We start from the raw sequence: 18809 nt of genomic DNA, 5'->3' as shown, positions 1-18809 counted from the left end.
CTGGCGCAAGGTGATCGGCATCCCTCTATTCGCTCAGTGTATGTATTGAATGTATAGTTCCGATCATGTCGACAGGACACGTGATGCTCGGGCTGCTCGCGGAGCGGCCCAAGCACGGGTACGAACTCAAACGCGAGCACGACCAGCGCCTCCCGGGCGCCAGGCCGCTCGCGTACGGGCAGGTCTACGCGACATTGCAGCGCCTGCAGAGGGACGGCTTCGCCGAGGTGGCGGAGACCGTGCAGGAGAGCGGCCCCGAGCGCACGGTGTACGCGCTCACCGAGGAAGGTCTGGCCGAGCTGACCCGGTGGCTGGAACAGGTGGAGACACCCGCGCCGCACGTTTCCAGCACGCTCGTCTCGCGCGTGGTGGTGGCGATCGTGGCCGGAGGTGCCGCCGACGGCTACCTGGTCAGGCAGCGCGCGGCCCACCTGGCGCGGATGCGCGAGCTCACCGCGGAGCGGGCCTCGGGGTCCCCCGCGCAGGCGCTCGCCGCCGACTACGCCCTCCAGCACCTCGACGCCGACCTGCGCTGGATCGAGACGGCCATGGAACGACTCGCGGATCTCAAGGAGGAGATCGATGCTTGAGGCACGTGCGTTACGCAAGACCTTCGGCAGAACCGTCGCACTGGACGGCGTGTCCCTGGAGATCGGTGACGGGGAGATCGTCGCGATCACCGGCCCGAGTGGCTCCGGCAAGTCGACCCTGCTGCACTGCCTGGCCGGGATCATCCGTCCCGAGTCGGGGGAGGTCCACTTCGACGGGCGGCGCGTCGACACCCTCGACGACGCCGACCGGACGAAGCTGCGCAGGGAGAGCTTCGGTGTCGTCTTCCAGTCCGGCGGGCTCGTCCCCGAACTGACCGCCGAGGAGAACGTGGCGCTGCCGCAGCTGTTCAACCGGCACGGACGCCAGGAGTCGCTGCTGGCCGCCCGGTCCCGGCTGGAGCGGCTGGAGGTGGCCGACTGCGCGGCCCGGCGCCCCGGCGAGCTGTCCGGCGGACAGCTGCAGCGGGTCGCCGTGGCCCGCGCCCTGGTCACCGGTCCGCGGGTGGTCTTCGCCGACGAGCCGACCGGCGCGCTCGACTCGCTGGCCGGTGAGCGGGTGATGGACGAGCTCGTCGGCACGGCGCGCGCGGACGGCACCACCCTGGTGATCGTCACCCATGACAACCGGGTGGCCGCCTACGCCGACCGGGAGATCGTGCTGCGCGACGGCAGGATGGCCGGGGTGACCGTGTGATCACCGTGATGCGGATGCTCGCCAGGGGTGGGTCGCGGCGCGAGCGGGTACGGGGGCGTCTCATGGCCGTGGGGGCGGCGCTCGCGACCTTCCTGCTGTGCGTGGCGGCGAACCTGCTGGCGTTCGGACTCGGCGTCTCGCGCCACCCCGAGGGTTTTCTCGTCGAGAGGCGGATCGAGTATCTCGGCTTCTTCTCCGGCAGGGACGCACGGCTCGTCACCGCGCTGGCGCTGGCCCTGCTGGTCGTGCCCACCATGGCCTTCGTCCATCAGGTGAGCCGTCTGGCCGCCGCGACGAGGGAGCGCAGGCTCGCCGCGCTCCGGCTGGCCGGGGCCACGCCGCGCGAGGTGCGCCTGCTCGGGGCGTACGAGAGCGGGTGGCGGACCCTGCTGGGCGGGGTGTCCGGCGTCGCGCTGTACCTGGTGGCGCACCTGGTGCCGGCGTGGTCACTGGAAGGCGCGGTACCCCGTGTCCCGCCGGCGCAGATCCTGGCGATCCTCGCGGTGGTGCTGCTCGTCGGGACGATATCCGGGCTGAGGGCGGGACGGCACGTGGTGACCTCACCGCTGGGCGTGGTCCGGCGGACACCCCCGGCCGGTCCCAGGGCGTCCGACCTGGCGCTGGCCGCGGCGGGTGCCGTGATGTTCGTCGCCGGACTCAAGAACAAAATCCCCGTCGTGCCGTACGGGGCGGCGCTGTCCATGGCCGCCGGCATGGTGCTCCTGCTGTTCGGTCTGGTCCTCGCCGCCTCGTGGTTGATCAGGGCCGCCGCCCGGCGGATCGGCGACCGCACCGGGGCGGCGGAGACCCTGCTGGCCGCCCGGATGGTCGGGGCCGACCCCCGGGGGTGGGCCCGCGCGCTGGCGGTGGTGGGGCTGACCGTGTTCTTCGGCTCCGCGGTCGGTGCTCAGCAGGGGCAGATCCTTCTCCGGGGCGGCATCGATCACTCCTGGGGTGTGGCCTATCTGCTCGTCGACCTCGCCCTGCTGATCGCGCTGGTCACCTCGGCCGCCGCCCTCGTGGTGCACCAGGCGGAGGACCTGCTGGATCACCGGCGCTCGTTCGCGGCCCTGGCCGCCTCGGGCGTGCCCGGCGTCGCGCTGGGCCGGGTCCTCACCCGGCAGGCGCTCATCGCGGCGCTGCCGGTGTGCGTCGTGGCCGCCGTCGCGGGGGTGGGAGTGGTCGTCCTGCCGCTGGCGGACATCTACCTGCCGGCGGCGCTCTCCGTCGCCGCCGCCCGGGCGATGCTCATGGTGGGGATCGGCGTGCTGGCCGCGGTGCTGGTGGCGCGGGCCGCCCGGCCGATCCTGCGCCGGACGCTGCGGCCGGAGGGGCTGCGGGAGGAATGAGAAGGGCCGCCGTCCCGGACTCGTCGCCAAGGCCGGGCCGCTCTCTTTCTTTCTCGCGGCACGGTCTTGGCGCCGGACGGCGGTCCGTCCCGCGAGACGTCCGCTGCTCAGCGGGCCGCGGACTCCGAGCTCTCGGCGCGGAGAGATCGCGTGGTCCAGCCGGGGCGGGTCAGGGTGGTGTCGGCCGACCTGGCCGCCCAGAGCGCGATGGCGATGTACAGGATCTGCTGCGGGACCCTGAGCCACAGGGGCGTCGCCTCGTCGCCGTTGAAGGGGACGTCGGCGACGGCCGCATAGACGTTGGCGGGAAGCAGCAGCACGTAGAGAGCGGCCAGGCCGATCCCGGCGGCCCGGCGTGTCGCGGCGACCACGAGTCCCGCGGCGCCGAGGAGTTCCAGCACGCCGGTCGCGTAGACCACGGCGCCGGGGAACGGCACGACGGGCGGCACCATGCGCACCAGGTCGGCGTGGTTGGGCATGAAGGTCACCTCGGCCGGGACGAAGTGCGCGGTGGCGGTGACGACGAGCATGGCGGCCATCCCGTGTGCCGCGCTCACCGGCCAGGTGGCGAAGCGGCGGGCGCCGAGCGCGCCCAGCGCTCGGAAGCCCAGGGTGGCGGCCACGAGAACGATTTCAACCACGAATGCGGACATCGACGCACCTCTTACTCGGATAGTTGAACTATCCAGTATTAGATACTATCGCTATCCAGTAATGCAACCTGGTCGCACGCCGGGGGGAGTCGCCCGGGCCTTGCGAACGGGTGCCGGGGGCGGGCTCCAGCAGGGGCCGGCTCCGGTCGTCTCCTCAGGCCGAGAACGGATCCACGTACGGTCGCAGCAGGACGGTGAGCTCCGCGTCACCCCGGCCGTTGAGCTCGTCCGACGCTGTCTTCCGCGCCGTTCCGGTACCTCGCCGGCCTGTTCTTCTCGCGGAGCAGAAGATCGGCCTTGTATTCCACCGCTGGAGAGGGCGCCATTTTTTGTATCTCCCGAATGCGGCCGGCCGCCGACTCGACGTCCAGGCACAGGCCGGCGTGCGTGAAGACATCGGCGTTCCCCCCGATGAGATTCTCACCCTCCGAACCGGACTCGTCACAGGCGATTTCCAGGGGTTGGCCGGCCGACATGGATTCGGCCCGCATAATGTCCCCGCGATAATCGGTCGCCGCCCGGTTCCATTATGAATGGATGATCCTTTAGAATACGTCGACCTGATGTGAGCGCAATGGGTTTTTACTGCTCATACTCATGGCGACACGACGTGCGGTGACCTTCGGTCGGGAGGGGAACGGCGCGGCCGGGCCGCCGGCCGCTAGCATTGGGTTGATCTTCGTCCCTTCCGGTGTCGGACATCACCGGAAGGCGGCGCCACGTCGTTCGCGACGAAGAACATCCGACCATCGATCCCGGAAGGCCCTGACCCCGACCATGGCCACCGTCACCGTCGTGATCCCGACGTTCAACGAGGCGGACAACCTTCCGTCGATCGCGGAGGCCCTGCTCGCGTTGCCGCTCGACGGCCTGCGAATCCTGGTGGTCGACGACGACTCCCCGGACGGTACGGGCCAGGTGGCCGACCGACTGGCCGCCGCGCACCCCGGCCGGGTCGACGTGGTGCACCGGCAGGTCAGGGAGGGGCTCGGGCGCGCCTACGTCGACGGCATGGAGACCGCGCTCTCGGCGGGGGCGGAGTTCGTGGTGCAGATGGACTCCGACTTCTCGCACCCCGTCGACGCCGTTCCGCGTCTGCTGGAGACCGTGCGGGCGACGGGGGCGGCGTGCGTGATCGGCAGCCGGTACGTGCCGGGCGGGACGCTGGCCGCCGAGTGGAGCCTGTGGCGGCGGGCCCTGTCGAGGTGGGCGAACTTCTACGTCCGCACCATCCTGCGCCTCGGGCTGCGGGACGTGACCGCCGGGTTCAAGATCTGGCGGGCGGAAAGCCTCACCGCCCTGGACCTCGGCACGATCTCCTCGGGGGGTTACAGCTTCCAGGTGGAGATGCACTATCGGGCGATCAGGGCCGGAATGACGATCGTCGAGATCCCCATCCATTTCTCCGACCGCCGGGCGGGTGACTCGAAGATGAGCCTCCGGGTGCAGTGGGAATCGGCCCTGATGCCGTGGCGGCTTGTCTTCAGGCGCTAAGGGATCCGCACGACACGAGAGTTCCCCGGACAAGGGGATCGATTCTCCTCCGCAGGGCAGCGCTCCGGGAGACGGGATGCCCCGTTCGCCGTCGGCTCACCTCCGGTGAGCCTTTGTCGATAATCGACGAATTCGATCCACCGCTGTCCATCGGCATGTCATATGGCGAGCGTCGTCGCCGACCTGTGATGCCGGAAGGCGCGGTGCGTCACCTCCCGACGCGTTCGAGCGGCACAACGCCGAGGAAAAGAACGACGCCCTCCGAGCGTGGCGTTCCGGTGGACCTTCCCCGTCAGCGCAGGCTCGCGAACCACCTTCCGGCCTCCTTCCACGAGTCCACCCGGGAGAAACCATTACGCCCGGCGAGGGTTCCCAGGTCGGAGACGGACACGGTGGCCCAGCCGAACCACGGGCCGGCTAGCTCGCGGCCGCGCAGCCGCAGATGCTCGACGCGGCCCGACACGCTCGGTGGCTGAACCTCGGCGATGACCTCGCCCCCGGGCCGTACCAGCTCGCGGACCCTGCGCAGCAGGGCGTCCGGGGCGCCGCCGATCCCGATGTTGCCGTCGGCGAGCAGCACGGTGGCCCAGCGGCCGTGACCGGGCAGGTGGTCGAAGACGTCGCGGCAGATCGCCCGGCCTCCCGCGCGCCGGGTGAGCCGGACGGCGTAGGGGGCGATGTCGACGCCCAGGGCGGGAACGCCTCGCCGCGCGAGTGCGACGGTGAGGCGGCCGGGACCGGACCCGACGTCCAGGGTGGGGGCCGCGCACCGCGACAGCATGGCCTCGTCCCCGTCGATCGGGGCGAGCCAGCGGGCCGCGTCGAGGGGCGCGGTCCTGCCGTCGGCGTACTCCATCTCGACGGTGGCGCCCGCCAGGGACTTCTCGTAGAGCTGCCCGATCACCGGATCACCTGTGCCCTCCGGGCGGCGGGCGGCGCGTCGTACGGTCGCCCGGTCACCGGATCGCCCTCGTCCCGAGCGCGGCGAGGACGGTCGCGAAGCAGGACGAGGGCGCCTGGGCCGCGACCGCCGCGGCGTCGTCGGCGGTGTCCACGTCCCGCAGGAGGGGCAGCATGCCCACCGACAGGCCCGCCGCACGCAGCCGCAGCAGCTGGGCGGCGCCGGTCGTGGGCCGCGACATCGGCACCCCGAGCAGGAGCGCGGGGTCGGGCCGACGCAGGCCGAGCAGCCAGAAGCCGCCGTCGGCGGCGGGGCCGAACACGGCGTCGCGGGTGGCGAGCCCGGCCATCGCGTCGGTCAGGAGCGCCGGGGTGACCTGCGGGGTGTCCATGCCGATCAGAACCACGGGCAGGGGGCGGGAGTGGTACGCGTCCTCGAAGGCGGCGGCGAGCCGCTCGTCCAGCCCGGCACCCCGCTGCGGCAGGACGGTGAAACCCGGCGGCAGCCAGGGGCCGATGTCGCCGCGCAGCGCCAGCACCCGGTGGCGTGCCGGAGCGTCGGCCACCGCGCCCAGGGTGTCGGCCAGTGCGGCGGTGGCCAGGGTCGCGGCCTCCTCGGGGCTGAACGGCGGGGTGAGCCTGGTCTTGACCTCGCCCGCCACCGGCTCCTTGGCGATGACGACGATCTGGCCGTCGCCCGCCTGGACGGCCTGACCTCCGCCTGCCCGGCCGCCCTGCCCGGCGCCGACCACGTCACGCCGCTCGCCGTCCCGGGGGCGCGCGGTTCGCCGTGTCGTGTTCGGGCCGCCGTCCTTGAAGGGCGCGCTTTGTCGCGTCGTGTTCCGGGCGTCGCGGGTGTGCGGGTCCCGCCGCGGCGCGTTCCGGTCGCCGGTCATCGCGCGCCGCCCGGTTCGCTCATGACCTTGCGCATGTCACCGATCGCGCGCAGCGTGCCGCGTACGGTGCCGGTGACCTTGGACCGTCCGGCGCGAGGCAGGTAGTCCACCCCGGTCTCGGCGATCCGCCAGCCCTGGTCGGCCGCGCGCAGCACCATCTCCAACGGGTAGCCGAAACGCCGGTCGGCCAGGTTCAGGGCGAGGAGGTCCGCGCGGCGGCAGGCGCGCATCGGTCCGATGTCGCGGAGCCTGGTGCCGGTACGCCCGGCCAGCCGCCGGCCGAGAAAGGCGTTGCCCAGCCGCGCGTGCAGCGGCCAGGCCGCTCCCAGCACGGGAACCCGCCTGCCGAGCATCAGGTCGGCGCGACCTGAGACGACCGGCTCGGTCACCCGAGGGAGCTGGCCCGGGTCCAGCGACGCGTCGGCGTCCATGAAGCACACCACCTCGCCGGTCGAGGCGAGCAGTCCCGCGTGACAGGCGGCACCGAACCCGCGTCTGGGCTCACTCACCACCAGCGCTCCCAGCTCGGCCGCGACCCGCGCCGATCCGTCCGTGGAACCGTTGTCCACCACGATCGGCCGGTAACCGTCGGGCATGCGCTCCAGCACCCACGGCAGAGCCGTCTCCTCGTCCAGGCACGGGAGCACAACATCGATCTTCATGTTTGAGAACGCTAAGGTCGACAAGGCCTGTCAACTCTTACGGAGTAGTGACGTGTCAGGGAAAGAAAGCGGCCCGTACCTAGTGTGGGAGGGTGATCAAACTCTCCCGTCGGCAGGTCGAGGGTCCGCGTGCGGCCGTTGCTCCCTCCGCTCCCGATGACCCCGGCGGCCGCCGGAGCGGGCGGGCGCTCGCCGTCTGGGTCTCGCTCGTCGTCGCGGCGTTCGCCGCCGGAGCCGTTCTGCACGCGCTGGGCATGCTGCCCATCGATCACCTGCCGCCACTGCACGGGCACTTCCGCACGCCGTCGGTCTCGCTTCTGCCGCCCCTGCTCCTCGGCGCCCTCGCGGTCGCCGTGCTGCCCGCCCTGACCGCGCGGCTGCGCTTCGACGCGGCCCTGCTCGTCGCGTACGGCACGGCTCTGGCCTGGACGGTGCTGCTCGCGGTCTCAGGCGAGGGACTGGCCAGGCCGTTCACCGGTCCCCACGAGTATCCGGCCGTGCTGCCCGCCGTGGGGGACGACCCGCTGGGCTGGCTGGGCTCCTTCACCGAGCGGCTTCCCGGTTACCCCACCCACGTGCGGGGACATCCGCCGTTGCCCGTGCTGGTGCTCTGGGTCCTGGCGAGGGTGGGACTGCCCGGTCCGTTCTGGGCGGCGGTACTGGTCGTGCTGGTCGGCTGCTCGACGGTCGTGGCGGTCGCGGTCACCGTCCGGAGCGTCGCGGGGGAGGTGGCGGCCAGGCGCGCGCTGCCGTACCTCGCCCTGAGCCCCGCCGCGGTCTGGATCGCCACGAGCATGGACGCCTTCTTCGCGGGGGTGGGCGCCTGGGGGGTGGCACTGCTGGTGTCCGGGGGCGCGGGCAGGGCGCGTGTCCTTTCCGGGGTGGCGGCCGGAGTACTGCTGGGGGCGTTGCCGTACCTCAGCTACGGTCTCGTGCCCTACCTGCTGATCCCGGTGGTCGCCGCTGTCGTCGCCCGGATCTCCCGCGCGAGCGCGGTCGCCTGCCTGGCGGGGGTGGCGGCGGTTACGGCCGCCTTCGCCGCGGGAGGCTTCCTCTGGCCGGCCGGAGTGCTCGCCACCCACGCGGAGTGGACCGCCGACCCCGGCGCGGCGCGACCCTACCTCTACTTCCTCATCGCCAACCTGGCCGTGCTCGCCCTGCTGACCGGCCCGGCGACCGCCGCGGGCCTGGCGCGGATGGCGCCAGGCGGTGCGCGTGCCCCGCTGGGGACGGTGCCCCGCGGCGTGCCCGCTCTGCTGCGGGCGGTGTCCGGTGACGCGCGTGTCCTGGTCGCGGCGGCGATCGTGGCCGTGCTCGCCCTCGACGTCAGCGGGGTGACCAGGGGAGAGGTCGAGCGCATCTGGGTGCCCTACGCCACCTGGATCGTCCTGGCGGCGGCCTGGTCCCCGAGCCGCCGCTGGCTCGCCGCCCAGGCCCTGACGGGGCTCCTGCTGCAGGGACTCGTCATCTCCCCCTGGTGACCGGTCCGACTTCGGGGCTCGACATCGGTCCAGCCGAAGAAAGCGCTCACTCACCGGCGGCTACCAGGCGTCGAGTCCGCCCGATCAGCCGACCCGGTGACTCCCGTCAGCCGAGCGGGGCGCCGGCGAACTCCTTCATCCCGTCCGCGAACGGAATCGTGGCGAGAAAGCCCAGCTCGGCCCGCGCGCGTTCCGGGCTGGCGACGATGTGCCGCACGTCGCCCAGCCGGTACTCGCCGGTGGTCACGGGCGCCGGGCCGCCGCGCTCGTCCGCGAGCGCCGCGGCCATCTCTCCGACCGTGTGGGGTTCCCCGCTCGCGATGTTGTAGGCGGTGAGCGTTCCCCGGGCCGACGTGTCGAGCGCGCCGAGCGCCGCGAGGTTGGCCGCCGCCACGTCACGCACGTGCACGAAGTCCCGGTGCTGGCGGCCGTCCTCGAACACGCGAGGGGCCCGGCCCGCCTCCAGCGCCGACCGGAAGATCGCCGCCACCCCCGCGTACGGGGTGTCGCGCGGCATCCGGGGCCCGTACACGTTGTGGTAGCGCAACGCGAAGGCGGCACCGCGCGTCTCGCGCGCCCAGTTCGCCACCAGATGCTCCTGGGCGAGCTTGGTCGTGGCGTAGGCGTTGCGCGGGTCGGCCGGGGCGTCCTCACCGATGACGGCGGACGTCACGGAAAGTCCGCAGTGCGGACACCGGGGCTCGAACTCTCCCCGGGCGAGGTCGTCGCGGGTTCTGGGGCCAGGCCGTACCCGGCCGTGGGCCGCGCAGTCGTAGGCGCCCTCGCCGTACACCACCATCGACGAGGCCAGCACCAGCCGCTCGACGCCGTGCCGCGCCATCGCGGCCAGCAGCGTGGCGGTGCCCAGCACGTTCACCGAGGCGTAGTCCGGCAGGTCGGACACATCCACTCCGAGCCCCACCTTCGCCGCCTGGTGCACCACGGCGTCGACACCGCCCAGCACGCGGTCCAGTGCCGCGCCGTCGCGCACATCCCCGCCACCGGCCCGTGAGTCGAGACCGACGACCTCGTGCCCGGCCTCCTTTAGGGTTTCGACCACGTGACTTCCGATGAACCCGGCAGAACCGGTGACAAGTGTCCTCATGCGGCGACGCTATCCCCGCCCCGGCTCGTGGAAGGGGGACGGCACGACGACGTTCGCATCTCGTAAGGACGGGCCCAGCGCGCCGTGGAGGTGGCGGACGAGGCCGATCTCGGAGACGTTCTTGGTCAGCTCGACGGTGACCCAGCCCGCTATGTCGACCAGCCGCTGATCCTGCCCCCACGGCAGCCCGGCGGTCCTGTCGGACGAGTCGAGGTCGGCGTCGGTGAGCGGCAGCAGCGCCGCCCGCCAGTCGTCCTTCAGCCCGCGCAGCCAGTCGGCCGCGGCCGTGGCGGTGCCCGGCCAGGTGATCTCCTCGCGCTCGGGCGCCCCGGATCCGAAACAGTGCCCGAGGGTGGTCGTCCACCAGAAGCCGATGTGCCAGGTCAGCCACCCGATCGAGACGACCGGCGCGGGATCGGGCTCGGGCACCTCCCAGTCGGCCACCCAGCGGCCCCGGCCGTCGGGCCGGACGGTCCAGCAGCCGGGCGCGGGTTCCCAGAGGCAGGCCGGGTCGTCGAGGTCCTTCAGGTGATACTCGAACAGCGCCCATGCGATGTCGAGTTGCCGGACGAGCAGATCAACGCGAGGTACGGTCATCCGGGAACCCTGGCATCGCTCCCCGCCGCCCCGCCACAGGTTTTCACCGGCCCGAGGAAGGGCCCGCCCGTCCCTCCCGGGGACGGTGAGGCCGAACCCTGTGGCGGTCACCAACTGGTCGTCGCGCCCTCTGACCGGGCCCTGCCCGCCGGGCGATTGCCGGTAGGCTGCGCGGAGGCGGGCGCCGAGCAGGTCATTACACGGGGTCCGGGGCGCGGTCCTGGCCCGCTTCGGCGACGACGCGGCACCGCTCACCCCGCGCGTGCCGCCGCGGCGGTCCGGATTTCGGTGGCGAGCCTCAGTTCGACGGCACCCTCCCGTAGGCGCCGAGCACTCGGAGGGCACGCAGGGTCTCCACCCCCCGGTACTCCAGGGTGGCGGCCGCGCCGGGAGGCTCCCAGGTGATGGCCCACCCTCCGTCGGGCCGCTGGTCGGCGGCGAGCCGGTCGAGGTGGCCTTCGATCACGTCGTCGGAGAACAACCGGCGCCAGCGGCTGTCGGGGTGGGGAGCCAGATGCAGGGGGGTGACCCCGTACTCCGGGTCAGCGGGGTCGCTCCGGTACCACTTCAGCTTGGGGAGCCACTCGCCCACCCGTTCGGCGAGGCGTTCGGCCCGGTCGCGGTCCGGGACGTGTTCGAGGAACACGAGCGTCTCGGACATGGCGTGCGCGTCGTCGGGAAATCCCTTCTCCAGCGCCGACCAGCACCAGTCGGTGGCCCGGGTGAGCCAGGGGTGCTCCACGCCCATCCCGTGCAGCAGCCCGGCCAGCCCGGCGGTGGGGTTCAGCCCCGGCGCGTAGGTCCAGTCCGACCAGTGCGCGGCCCTGGGGTAGGACTCCATGACCGGCAGGGAGAGGGGGACTGCTCCATCGGGTGCGGCGACCGTCGCGAGCCAGTCGCACGCGTGCGACACCATCGGGTCGGTCCCGGGTGCGCCGGCCGTCGACAACGTCTGGAACGCGACCTCCACGTCGATGGGCAGGCTCTCGGGGCAGCGCTTGTCGGGTTCGAGGCCGTGACCGAAGCCGCCGTCCTCGTTGCGATAGCCGCGCAGGGCGTCCACCACTCCGGTGACGGGCGCCGCCTGGAAAAGCGTGGCGAACAGGCGGCGCTCGAGCAGGCGTCCCTCGCGGAGGATGAAGGCCGAAGCGGCGTCAAGGATGCTGTCACTCATGCCATCCGATGATGGCGGGTACTCGCCGGGGCTGTCTTGTACGAATCGGACGCGGCTCCGCCGGGTCGAGGCCGGTGACATGTTCACCGTCGTTTCCCGGCCCGTCATCGTGCGCGGCGGTCCCGGTCCGGCTGCCAGAGGGGTTCGCCGGACTCCCGGACCTCCCCGTCTGCGCCGAAGATCAGGAAGCGGTCGAAGTCGTCGGCGAACCATCGGTCGTGGGTGACGGCGAGCACGGTGCCGGAGAAGGAGGCGAGGCCGTCCTGGAGTGCCTGTGCGCTGGCCAGGTCGAGGTTGTCGGTCGGCTCGTCGAGCAGCAGCAGGGTGGCTCCCGACAGTTCGAGCAGCAGGATCTGCAGGCGCGCCTGCTGCCCGCCCGAAAGGGTCTCGAAGAGCTGCCGGCCTGCGGGGGCGAGCTCGTAGCGGGCGAGGGAGGCCATGGCGTCGTTGAGCGTGAGCGATCCGGCGGCCGTGACGATGTCGGCGGGAGTCCTTCCGGCCAGGTCGGGCCGGGCGTGCGTCTGGACGAAGTAGCCGGGTACGACCCTGGCCCCGAGTTCCACGGTGCCCCGGTGGCGTACCGGGTCCGGCGGCATGGACGCGGGGGAGGGGGTGCCGCCCCCCGATTCGGCCAGCAGTCGCAGGAAGTGGGACTTGCCGGAGCCGTTCGGGCCGAGGATCGCGACCCGCTCTCCGTAGTGGATCTCGACGTCGAACGGCTCCGTCAGGCCGGTGAGCTCCAGGCGGGTGCAGGTGAGCGCGCGCTTGCCGGTACGGCCTCCGCTCAGGCGCATCCGGACGTTCTGCTCCTTGGGCGCGCTCTCGGGCGGGCCCGCCTCCTCGAACCTGCCCAGCCGGGTCTGGGCGGCCCGGTAGGCGGAGGCGACGGCGTCGTTGTTGGTCGCCTTCTGGCGCAGGGTGTGGACCAGTTTCCTGAGGCGGGCGTGCTCCTCGTCCCAGCGGCGGCGGCGCTCGTGCAGGCGCTCGTTGCGGTCGAGACGGGCCTGGGCGTAGGTGGCGAAGTCTCCGCCGTGGGTCCACACCCCGCGTGACTCCACGGTGATGACGCGGGTCGCCGTGTTGGCGATCAGCCTGCGGTCGTGGAAGACGAGCAGGACGGTCTTCCTGGTGGCCCCCAGCTGTTCCTCCAGCCACTGCTTGCCGGAGACGTCCAGGTAGTTGTCCGGTTCGTCGAGCAGCAGGACCTGGTCGGGGCCGCGCAGGAGAGCCTCCAGCGCGAGCCTTTTCTGCTCCCCGCCCGACAGCGTGCCGACGTCGCGGTCTGCCACGTGCTCGTAGCCGGCACCCATCGCCGAGGTGGTGCAGGCACTCCAGGTGACCTCGATGTCGTAGCCACCGGCGTCGGCGTAGTCGCCGAGGGCGCGGGCGTAGGCGAGCTGGGTCTCCTCCAGGTCGCGCTCGCCCATCGCGCGCTCGGCCCGCTCCAACTCGGCGGTCGCGGCGCGCACGCGCTGCGGGGCCACCGACAGCAGCAGCTCGCGTACCGTCTGACCTCCGCGGATGCCCCCGATGAACTGGCGCATCACACCGAGCCCGCCGGACGCGATGATCCGCCCGGAAGAGGGACGGAGGTCGCCGGCGATCAGTCGTATCAGGGTGGTCTTTCCCGCTCCGTTGGGGCCGACCAGCGCCGCGGTGACGCCGTCGCCCACGCGAAAGGACACCTCGTTGAGCAGCAGCCGTCCGTCCGGCAGTACGTAGGTGAGCTCGTCGGCCTCGACATGTCCCACGGTGGAGTCTCCTTGAAGGTGGCGGTCCTCAGCGTGTCACGCGGGAGAAACCGCAGTTAGAACATTGGTCATACACTATGAACATTGATCGGGCCGCTTCTCAACCCATTAGGATCCCCAGGGTGGGAGAGTCGGAGATCGGAGGGGCGTGAGCGCTACGCCGGGCAGAAGAACGCGGCGCCGGAGCGGTGAGGCGGCGCCTGGGGTGTGGCTGCGCCCCCCGCGCGCGGGCAGGGCCGAGCCGGTCGTCACCCTCGGGCGGATCGTGGGGGCGGCCGTGGAGCTCCTGGACGAGGAGGGGGCCGATCGGCTGACCATGCGCCGCCTCGCCGAGCGGCTGGGGACCGCCGCCACCACGCTCTACCTGCATGTGGAGACCAAGGACGACGTGCTGGATCTCGCACTCGACGCCGTGTTCGGCGAGGTGCCCGTCCCGCCGGCGTCGCGAGGCGCGTGGCGCGACGACGTCACCGCTCTGATCACCGAGTGGCGCGCCACCATGCTGCGCCACCCGTGGTCGGTGGCGGTGCTCGACCGTCCCCTGCTGGGTCCCAACGTCCTGGCCCGCACCGAATACCTGCACGCCGCGCTCGCGGGGGCGGGTTTCACCGGTCCCGGCCTCACCGCCGCCGCCTATGCCCTGGCCAACTACGTCATCGGTTCCGCGACGATGCAGGTCGCCGGGGCCGCGTACGGCGAGGTCGGGTGGAGGCGGGCCGCCGAGCTGCGGTTGCGGGCCGACGGCGAGCTGTATCCGACTCTCGCCGCGCACGGGGCCCCGATCGGCAACGACTGGGACCAGGTGTTCGGCACCGGGCTGGACTACCTGCTGGACGGCATCGAGTCGCGGATCCGGTGAGTCGGCGGGCTCGACGCGAGAAACTCTCCGTCGCGAGGGCCGGCGGTTGTTGATCTACAATGTAAAGGCGCCCGCGCGGGGCCATGAACAGACGAAAATCAAGATCACCTTCCTTCCCTAGCGATCTCGGTCCACCTGACGATCGACCCGCGGCGCGCGGCCGATACGCTCGCGCCCGGAAAGGACCATAAGGGAGCGGGAAGGGAGGCCGATGCTTTTCGCCGTCGCGACCGTGTTCGGGCTCACCTGGTGGCTCGGGTGTTACGTGATCGCCCGGGACCCTCGCGAGCGCGGGCCGAGGCGGGCCGGACTGGGGCTGCTGGCCTACGCCGTCGCGCTGGCGATCGCCCAGGTGCTCACCGCCGTACCGGATAACGCGGTGAAGGTGCTGGGCGCGGTCGAGATCACGCTGGTCTGCCTGCCGGCGCTGCTCTGGACGGGCGCCGTACTGACCCTCGTTCCCGGTGGTGAGCGGCTGGACCGGGTCTGGTCCAGAGGGCTCGTCCCGCTCACGCTCGTGGTGTTCGCGTGGCTGCTGGTGGCCGGCCTGGGGGAGGGGGTGAGCCTCGCGGCGCGGGTGGTGGCCGGGGTACTGCTGCTGGGACCGCTGGCCGGGGTGCTGGTGCTGCTCGTGCGGGCCAGGCCGCCGCGGGCCGGGTGGCTGGTGGTGGTCGCCACGCTGTTCTTCTGGCTGGGGGCGGCGCTGCTCGTGTTCCCGCTGTTCGGCCCGCCCGGTCTGCTCTCCATCGTCGCCATCGACGTGGACATGGTCCTGCTGGGCGTGGCCATCGCGATGTCCAGCGCGTTCCAGGCGGGGGAGGCACTCTGGCGCGACATGCTGCGGTCCCTGCTGGGGGCGACGGCCGTGGCCGTCGCCTCCGGCGGCCAGGTCGCCCTGGCCGTCGCGCTCGGCGAGTCCACGCCCGCCCTCTCGGCGCTGTTGTTCGGCGTGATCGCGGTGGCCGTCGCCGCGCAGACGCTGGCCGGCCCTGTGCATCGGGCGCTGGACCGGATCGCCTTTCCCGGCGACTCGGGGATCCGCCGCGAGCGGGCCGAGCTGCGCGAGACGTCCGAGGCGCTACCGCGCCGCGAGCAGGGTCCGCCGCCGCCGGACGAGGCCGAGTTCGTCCGGCTGACGCGGCGCGCCCTGGCCAACTACGGCGACCTGGGCAAGCTCGCCAGCAGCCCGCTCGCGAACCTGCCGGTGATCGACGCGCGGATCACCGGTGACATCCCCCTGGAGCGGGCGGCCGAGTTGAAGCACCTGCTGCTGGAGAGCATCCAGCGGCTCAAGCCCCGCGACGGCGAGTTCGGCACCAGTGAGGAGTGGCGCTTCTACAACGTGCTGTACTTCCCGTACGTTCGAGGGTTGCGTCCCTACCGGCGCGGGGCCGACCGAGGTGGGCTCGCCGCCGCCGAGCGGCAGGCGTTCGACTGGTTTGTCCGCGAGGTTCCCGAACGTACGCTCTACAACTGGCAGAACGTGGCGGCCAAACTCGTCGCCGATGATCTTCGTCGTGAGAATCGGCAGTGAATGGCAGTGCCATGTCTGCAGATGGCAGCGGGTGGGGCGGTGTGCTGGGCGTGTCGAAACCCGACACCCTCAGCGAAGGAGACATCGATGACCACGACCGCCCCCACCGCTCGCCGCACCTCCCTGCTGACCCGCGCGCTAAGGACGGACGCCGTCCTCACCGGAGGGTTCGCGCTCCTGCTGGCCGTCGCGGCGACCCCGCTCGCCGGTCTGCTCGCCCTCCCTGAGCCGTTGATCCGCTGGGCCGGGATCGGGCTGCTGCCGTTCACGGCGTTCGTCGCCTATCTAGCCACCCGTCCGGTTCCGCCCAGGGCGGGCGTCTGGACGCTGATCGTCGTCAACGCGCTGTGGGCCGTGGACAGTGTCCTGTTGCTGTTCACGGGCTGGGTGGACCCGAACCCGCTGGGTGTCGCCTTCGTCGTCGCCCAGGCTCTGCTGGTCGGCGCCTTCGCCGAACTCCAGTACGTCGGGTTGCGCCGCGCCTGACCCCGGGCCGCCGAGAGGTCCTGTCGCGCCCGGCATGGGCGGCGGGACCTTCGGTGATCCTGGAGGTGTCGACCTCCGGCAGGGGTTCGGGCCCTGAGGGCGGTGGTGTTGTGGCCGAAGGCGGGTGAGTCCCGTCGCCCATATAACAGCATTGACTTATATAAGTGAATGCTGAAATAATGTGTCCTGTGCACGCCTTCGATGTTCTCGGTGATCCGGTCCGGCGCCGGATCCTGGAGCTGCTCGCCGACGGCGAGCGGAGCTCCGGTGCGATCACCGCGGTCATCCGGGAGGAGTTCAAGCTCTCCCACTCGGCGGTTTCGCAGCATCTGCGGGTGCTGAGGGAGAACGGGTTCGCGACGGTCCGGGCCGAAGGCGTCCGCCGCCTGTACGCCATGGACTCCGCCCCCCTTCGGGAGATCGACCTGTGGCTGGAACGCTTCCGCCGGTTCTGGAGCCGGCATCTGGACGTGCTGGCCACCGAACTCACCCGCGGCGAACGCCACCCGACCGACGATCCGGGCGCGGTGGCCGACGGTCGCCCCCCTGCCAAGGAGAAGAAAAATCCATGATCGACATCATCGCCCAGATCAATGCCATCAACCGTGAGGTCGGCAACCGGCCGACCGCCGTCGGCGAGGCCGTCGGCGTCCTGCTGCGCCGCCGCTACGAGGCGCCGATCCATGACGTGTGGGAGGCGCTGACCGACCCCGACCGCATGAAGCGCTGGTTCCTGCCGATCAGCGGCGAGCTGCGGGTCGGCGGCGACTTCCAGCTGGAGGGCAACGCGGGGGGCCGGATCCTGCGCTGCGAGCCTCCCAGCCTGCTGAAGGTGACGTTCGGAGGCGAGAGCAGCCTGGTCGAGTTGCGCCTGTCCCCCGACGGGGAGGAGGCGACCACCCTCGAACTTGAGCACACCGTCCCCCTGGAGATGGCCGGCAGCGGCGCGGGCGCGCTCTATGTCGGGCCAGGATGGGACGGCGCCCTCATGGCGCTGGGCCTGTTCGTCGCCGGGGAGGTGAGTGACGACCCGGTCGCGGCGGCGAACTCGCCGGAGGGTCAGGAGTTCTGCCGGCAGTCGGTCCACGCGTGGGTCGCGGCGGTCGAGGCCTCGGGCACCGCCGACTCCGCCGAGATCGCCGCCGCCACCGAGGTCTCGCTGGCGCAGTTCGCCCCGGACGCCGGATCCCTCTCGGAGGAGAAGGGGAACGCCTGATCGAACGGCGGCCGGCCGCACGCGCACCGCGACGGGTGCCCGCGGTGGATCAGGCGATGCCGGCCGCGGGCACCGGAGCACGGGCCGGGCACTCTCCGGCGGGAAAACCGTTTGCCGTCGGCGCCGCGCCTATGAAGGATGGGGGTCTCATGAGCCGTCCCGTCATCTCCGAGATCCCGACCGGCCCCGTCACCGTTCCCGACGTCGTCACGGCGCTCGCCGCCGGTGACACCGTCACCCCGGTGTGGCGCAACGAGCTCGGCGGGCTGACGTTCCGCCTCGAAGACGGACGCGGTGGCATCAGATACGCCAAGTGGGTCGCCGCCGGCACCCCGGAGATCGATCTTCAGGGGGAGGCGGAGCGCCTGATCTGGGCGCGGAGATGGGTGACCGTCCCGCGGGTCCTCGAGCACGGCACGGACGCCGACGGCGCGTGGCTGCTCACGGCGGCGGTCCCGGGCTTTTCTGCGGTGGATCCCCGTTGGAGCGTCGCCCCGGCGACCGCGGCGGCCGCGATCGGCCGAGGGCTGCGCCTGCTTCACGACACCCTGCCCGCGGACCGGTGCCCGTACGAATGGGGTGTCGAGCGGCGGCTCGCGCGTGCCGACGAACGCGTCGCCGACGGTGAGGGACCCGCCGACTGGTTCCCCGAGCACCGGCACCTGGGGCTCGCGGAGGCGCGGGCCCGCATCGGGAATCCGCCCGCCGTCGATCGCCTCGTCGTCTGCCACGGGGACGCGTGTGTCCCCAACACCCTGCTGCACGAGGACGGCACGTTCGCCGCGCACGTCGACCTGGGCTCGCTCGGCGTGGCCGACCGGTGGGCGGACCTCGCGGTCGCGGCGTGGAGCATGGACTGGAACTACGGCCCCGGCTACGACGGTGTCGTGTACGAGGCGTACGGAATCGTCCCCGATTCCGAGCGCATCGCCTACTACCGCCTGCTGTGGGACCTGGCCTGACCGGCCGCGGCCGCCTGTCCGGCAAGCGCCTGTTCCCCGGCGGTGTCGCCACCTCCTCCTGGAAGCCGGCCGGCACGGCGCCCTTCAGCTCCGGTGCCATCGTCCTGGGCTACCGTCCGGCCGCCGAATAGCGCCGGCCCGTCGCCGAAGTAGCCACGCAGGGCACCCCCGCGTGGCGGCTTCGGCGTCAGGCCGTGTCGCCGGATGACCCGGAAGGCGCGGCGCCCTCGATCGGCCGGGCGCCGCCACCGTATGCCGGCCATGTGTTCCGCGTGTGATCCGATCGCCCTGGGGTGATCACCCGTCGTACCGGATCGGCCCACGGAACCGCCGGCCCGCGACGAACGGGTCTAGGGCCTGTACGGGGTTGAGATCAGTGGGATTCGCCTGCGCGGTGGTTTGCCGCCCTGGTAGGCCATGGTCATGGCGCGTGGAGACCTCACCG

21 protein-coding genes are annotated in these 18809 nt (G+C 72.0%); 12 read left to right on the top strand and 9 right to left on the bottom strand.

What is annotated here, in order from left to right; genetic code table 11:
• The first annotated feature begins 65 nt into the window (after positions 1-65).
• The 3 genes from ABZ664_RS36375 to ABZ664_RS36365 are packed head-to-tail and all read left to right on the top strand — an operon-like array spanning position 66 to position 2594.
• The gene (locus ABZ664_RS36375) at positions 66-590 is read left to right on the top strand and encodes a PadR family transcriptional regulator (protein ID WP_362520973.1); all 525 of its coding nucleotides are present in this window, start codon (positions 66-68) and stop codon (positions 588-590) included.
• A complete protein-coding gene (locus ABZ664_RS36370) occupies positions 583-1245 on the top strand; it encodes an ABC transporter ATP-binding protein (RefSeq protein ID WP_362520970.1) in 663 nt (220 codons plus the stop codon). The genes ABZ664_RS36375 and ABZ664_RS36370 overlap by 8 nt, the downstream gene beginning before the upstream one ends.
• Complete coding sequence (locus ABZ664_RS36365; RefSeq protein ID WP_362520967.1) at positions 1242-2594, top strand: FtsX-like permease family protein; 1353 nt, start codon at positions 1242-1244, stop codon at positions 2592-2594. The genes ABZ664_RS36370 and ABZ664_RS36365 overlap by 4 nt, the downstream gene beginning before the upstream one ends.
• 107 nt (positions 2595-2701) lie before the next feature.
• On the opposite strand, the gene ABZ664_RS36360 is transcribed toward ABZ664_RS36365, so the two are convergent.
• Positions 2702-3247 (bottom strand): hypothetical protein, encoded by a 546-nt coding sequence (locus ABZ664_RS36360; RefSeq protein WP_362520962.1) that lies wholly within the window; start codon positions 3245-3247, stop codon positions 2702-2704.
• A 206-nt stretch (positions 3248-3453) separates the two neighbouring features.
• Positions 3454-3738 carry a hypothetical protein gene (locus tag ABZ664_RS36355; protein WP_362520958.1) on the bottom strand — a complete coding sequence of 95 codons (285 nt, stop codon included), beginning with the start codon at positions 3736-3738 and terminating at the stop codon, positions 3454-3456.
• 286 nt (positions 3739-4024) lie between these two features.
• Between ABZ664_RS36355 and ABZ664_RS36350 the strand changes: the two genes are divergently transcribed.
• Positions 4025-4741 carry a polyprenol monophosphomannose synthase gene (locus tag ABZ664_RS36350; protein WP_362520956.1) on the top strand — a complete coding sequence of 239 codons (717 nt, stop codon included), beginning with the start codon at positions 4025-4027 and terminating at the stop codon, positions 4739-4741.
• A 292-nt stretch (positions 4742-5033) separates the two neighbouring features.
• Here ABZ664_RS36350 and ABZ664_RS36345 read toward each other — a convergent pair whose 3' ends face one another.
• From ABZ664_RS36345 to ABZ664_RS36335, 3 genes are read right to left on the bottom strand one after another with little or no spacing between them, the layout of a single operon-like run.
• Positions 5034-5645 carry a class I SAM-dependent methyltransferase gene (locus tag ABZ664_RS36345; RefSeq protein WP_362520953.1) on the bottom strand — a complete coding sequence of 204 codons (612 nt, stop codon included), beginning with the start codon at positions 5643-5645 and terminating at the stop codon, positions 5034-5036.
• Between the two features lie 52 nt (positions 5646-5697).
• Positions 5698-6537 carry a TIGR04282 family arsenosugar biosynthesis glycosyltransferase gene (locus ABZ664_RS36340; protein ID WP_362520948.1) on the bottom strand — a complete coding sequence of 280 codons (840 nt, stop codon included), beginning with the start codon at positions 6535-6537 and terminating at the stop codon, positions 5698-5700.
• A complete protein-coding gene (locus ABZ664_RS36335; RefSeq protein WP_362520945.1) occupies positions 6534-7199 on the bottom strand; it encodes a glycosyltransferase family 2 protein in 666 nt (221 codons plus the stop codon). The genes ABZ664_RS36340 and ABZ664_RS36335 overlap by 4 nt, the downstream gene beginning before the upstream one ends.
• Positions 7200-7291: 92 nt before the next feature.
• Between ABZ664_RS36335 and ABZ664_RS36330 the strand changes: the two genes are divergently transcribed.
• Positions 7292-8680, top strand: coding sequence for a hypothetical protein (locus ABZ664_RS36330; protein WP_362520942.1), 1389 nt, complete (start codon positions 7292-7294; stop codon positions 8678-8680).
• Positions 8681-8786: 106 nt separating this feature from the next.
• Here the strand turns inward: ABZ664_RS36330 and ABZ664_RS36325 are convergent, their stop codons facing one another.
• The 4 genes from ABZ664_RS36325 to ABZ664_RS36310 form a co-directional block, all read right to left on the bottom strand.
• On the bottom strand, positions 8787-9785 hold the full coding sequence (locus ABZ664_RS36325; RefSeq protein ID WP_362520939.1) for an NAD-dependent epimerase/dehydratase family protein: 999 nt from the start codon (positions 9783-9785) through the stop codon (positions 8787-8789).
• A 9-nt stretch (positions 9786-9794) separates the two neighbouring features.
• Positions 9795-10382 carry a DinB family protein gene (locus tag ABZ664_RS36320; RefSeq protein WP_362520936.1) on the bottom strand — a complete coding sequence of 196 codons (588 nt, stop codon included), beginning with the start codon at positions 10380-10382 and terminating at the stop codon, positions 9795-9797.
• Positions 10383-10680: 298 nt separating this feature from the next.
• Positions 10681-11556, bottom strand: a complete 876-nt coding sequence (locus ABZ664_RS36315) for a hypothetical protein (protein ID WP_362520933.1) — start codon at positions 11554-11556, stop codon at positions 10681-10683.
• Positions 11557-11660: 104 nt separating this feature from the next.
• On the bottom strand, positions 11661-13307 hold the full coding sequence (locus tag ABZ664_RS36310; protein WP_362520929.1) for an ATP-binding cassette domain-containing protein: 1647 nt from the start codon (positions 13305-13307) through the stop codon (positions 11661-11663).
• A gap of 148 nt (positions 13308-13455) precedes the next feature.
• Here ABZ664_RS36310 and ABZ664_RS36305 point away from each other — a divergent pair, with 148 nt between their 5' ends.
• The 7 genes from ABZ664_RS36305 (at position 13456) to ABZ664_RS36275 (ending at position 18495) form a co-directional block, all read left to right on the top strand.
• Entirely contained in the window at positions 13456-14166 is a 711-nt protein-coding gene (locus tag ABZ664_RS36305; protein ID WP_362520926.1) for a TetR/AcrR family transcriptional regulator, read from the top strand.
• A 211-nt stretch (positions 14167-14377) separates the two neighbouring features.
• Positions 14378-15700 (top strand): hypothetical protein, encoded by a 1323-nt coding sequence (locus tag ABZ664_RS36300; RefSeq protein ID WP_362520922.1) that lies wholly within the window; start codon positions 14378-14380, stop codon positions 15698-15700.
• A gap of 87 nt (positions 15701-15787) precedes the next feature.
• Positions 15788-16186, top strand: a complete 399-nt coding sequence (locus ABZ664_RS36295; RefSeq protein WP_362520918.1) for a hypothetical protein — start codon at positions 15788-15790, stop codon at positions 16184-16186.
• A gap of 188 nt (positions 16187-16374) precedes the next feature.
• Positions 16375-16758, top strand: a complete 384-nt coding sequence (locus tag ABZ664_RS36290; protein ID WP_362520914.1) for a metalloregulator ArsR/SmtB family transcription factor — start codon at positions 16375-16377, stop codon at positions 16756-16758.
• Positions 16755-17402 (top strand): SRPBCC family protein, encoded by a 648-nt coding sequence (locus ABZ664_RS36285; RefSeq protein ID WP_362520911.1) that lies wholly within the window; start codon positions 16755-16757, stop codon positions 17400-17402. The genes ABZ664_RS36290 and ABZ664_RS36285 overlap by 4 nt, the downstream gene beginning before the upstream one ends.
• A 149-nt stretch (positions 17403-17551) precedes the next feature.
• On the top strand, positions 17552-18364 hold the full coding sequence (locus ABZ664_RS36280; protein WP_362520907.1) for an aminoglycoside 3'-phosphotransferase: 813 nt from the start codon (positions 17552-17554) through the stop codon (positions 18362-18364).
• Positions 18349-18495 (top strand): hypothetical protein, encoded by a 147-nt coding sequence (locus tag ABZ664_RS36275; protein WP_362520904.1) that lies wholly within the window; start codon positions 18349-18351, stop codon positions 18493-18495. Before ABZ664_RS36280 ends, ABZ664_RS36275 begins: the two co-directional genes overlap by 16 nt.
• The last annotated feature ends 314 nt before the right edge of the window (positions 18496-18809 follow it).

It is taken from the genome of Streptosporangium sp. NPDC006930 (assembly GCF_040635605.1).
Classification (GTDB): Bacteria; Actinomycetota; Actinomycetes; order Streptosporangiales; family Streptosporangiaceae; genus Streptosporangium.
Note: the sequence above shows the minus strand (reverse complement) of the source record. Positions and strands in the feature narration are given on the sequence as shown.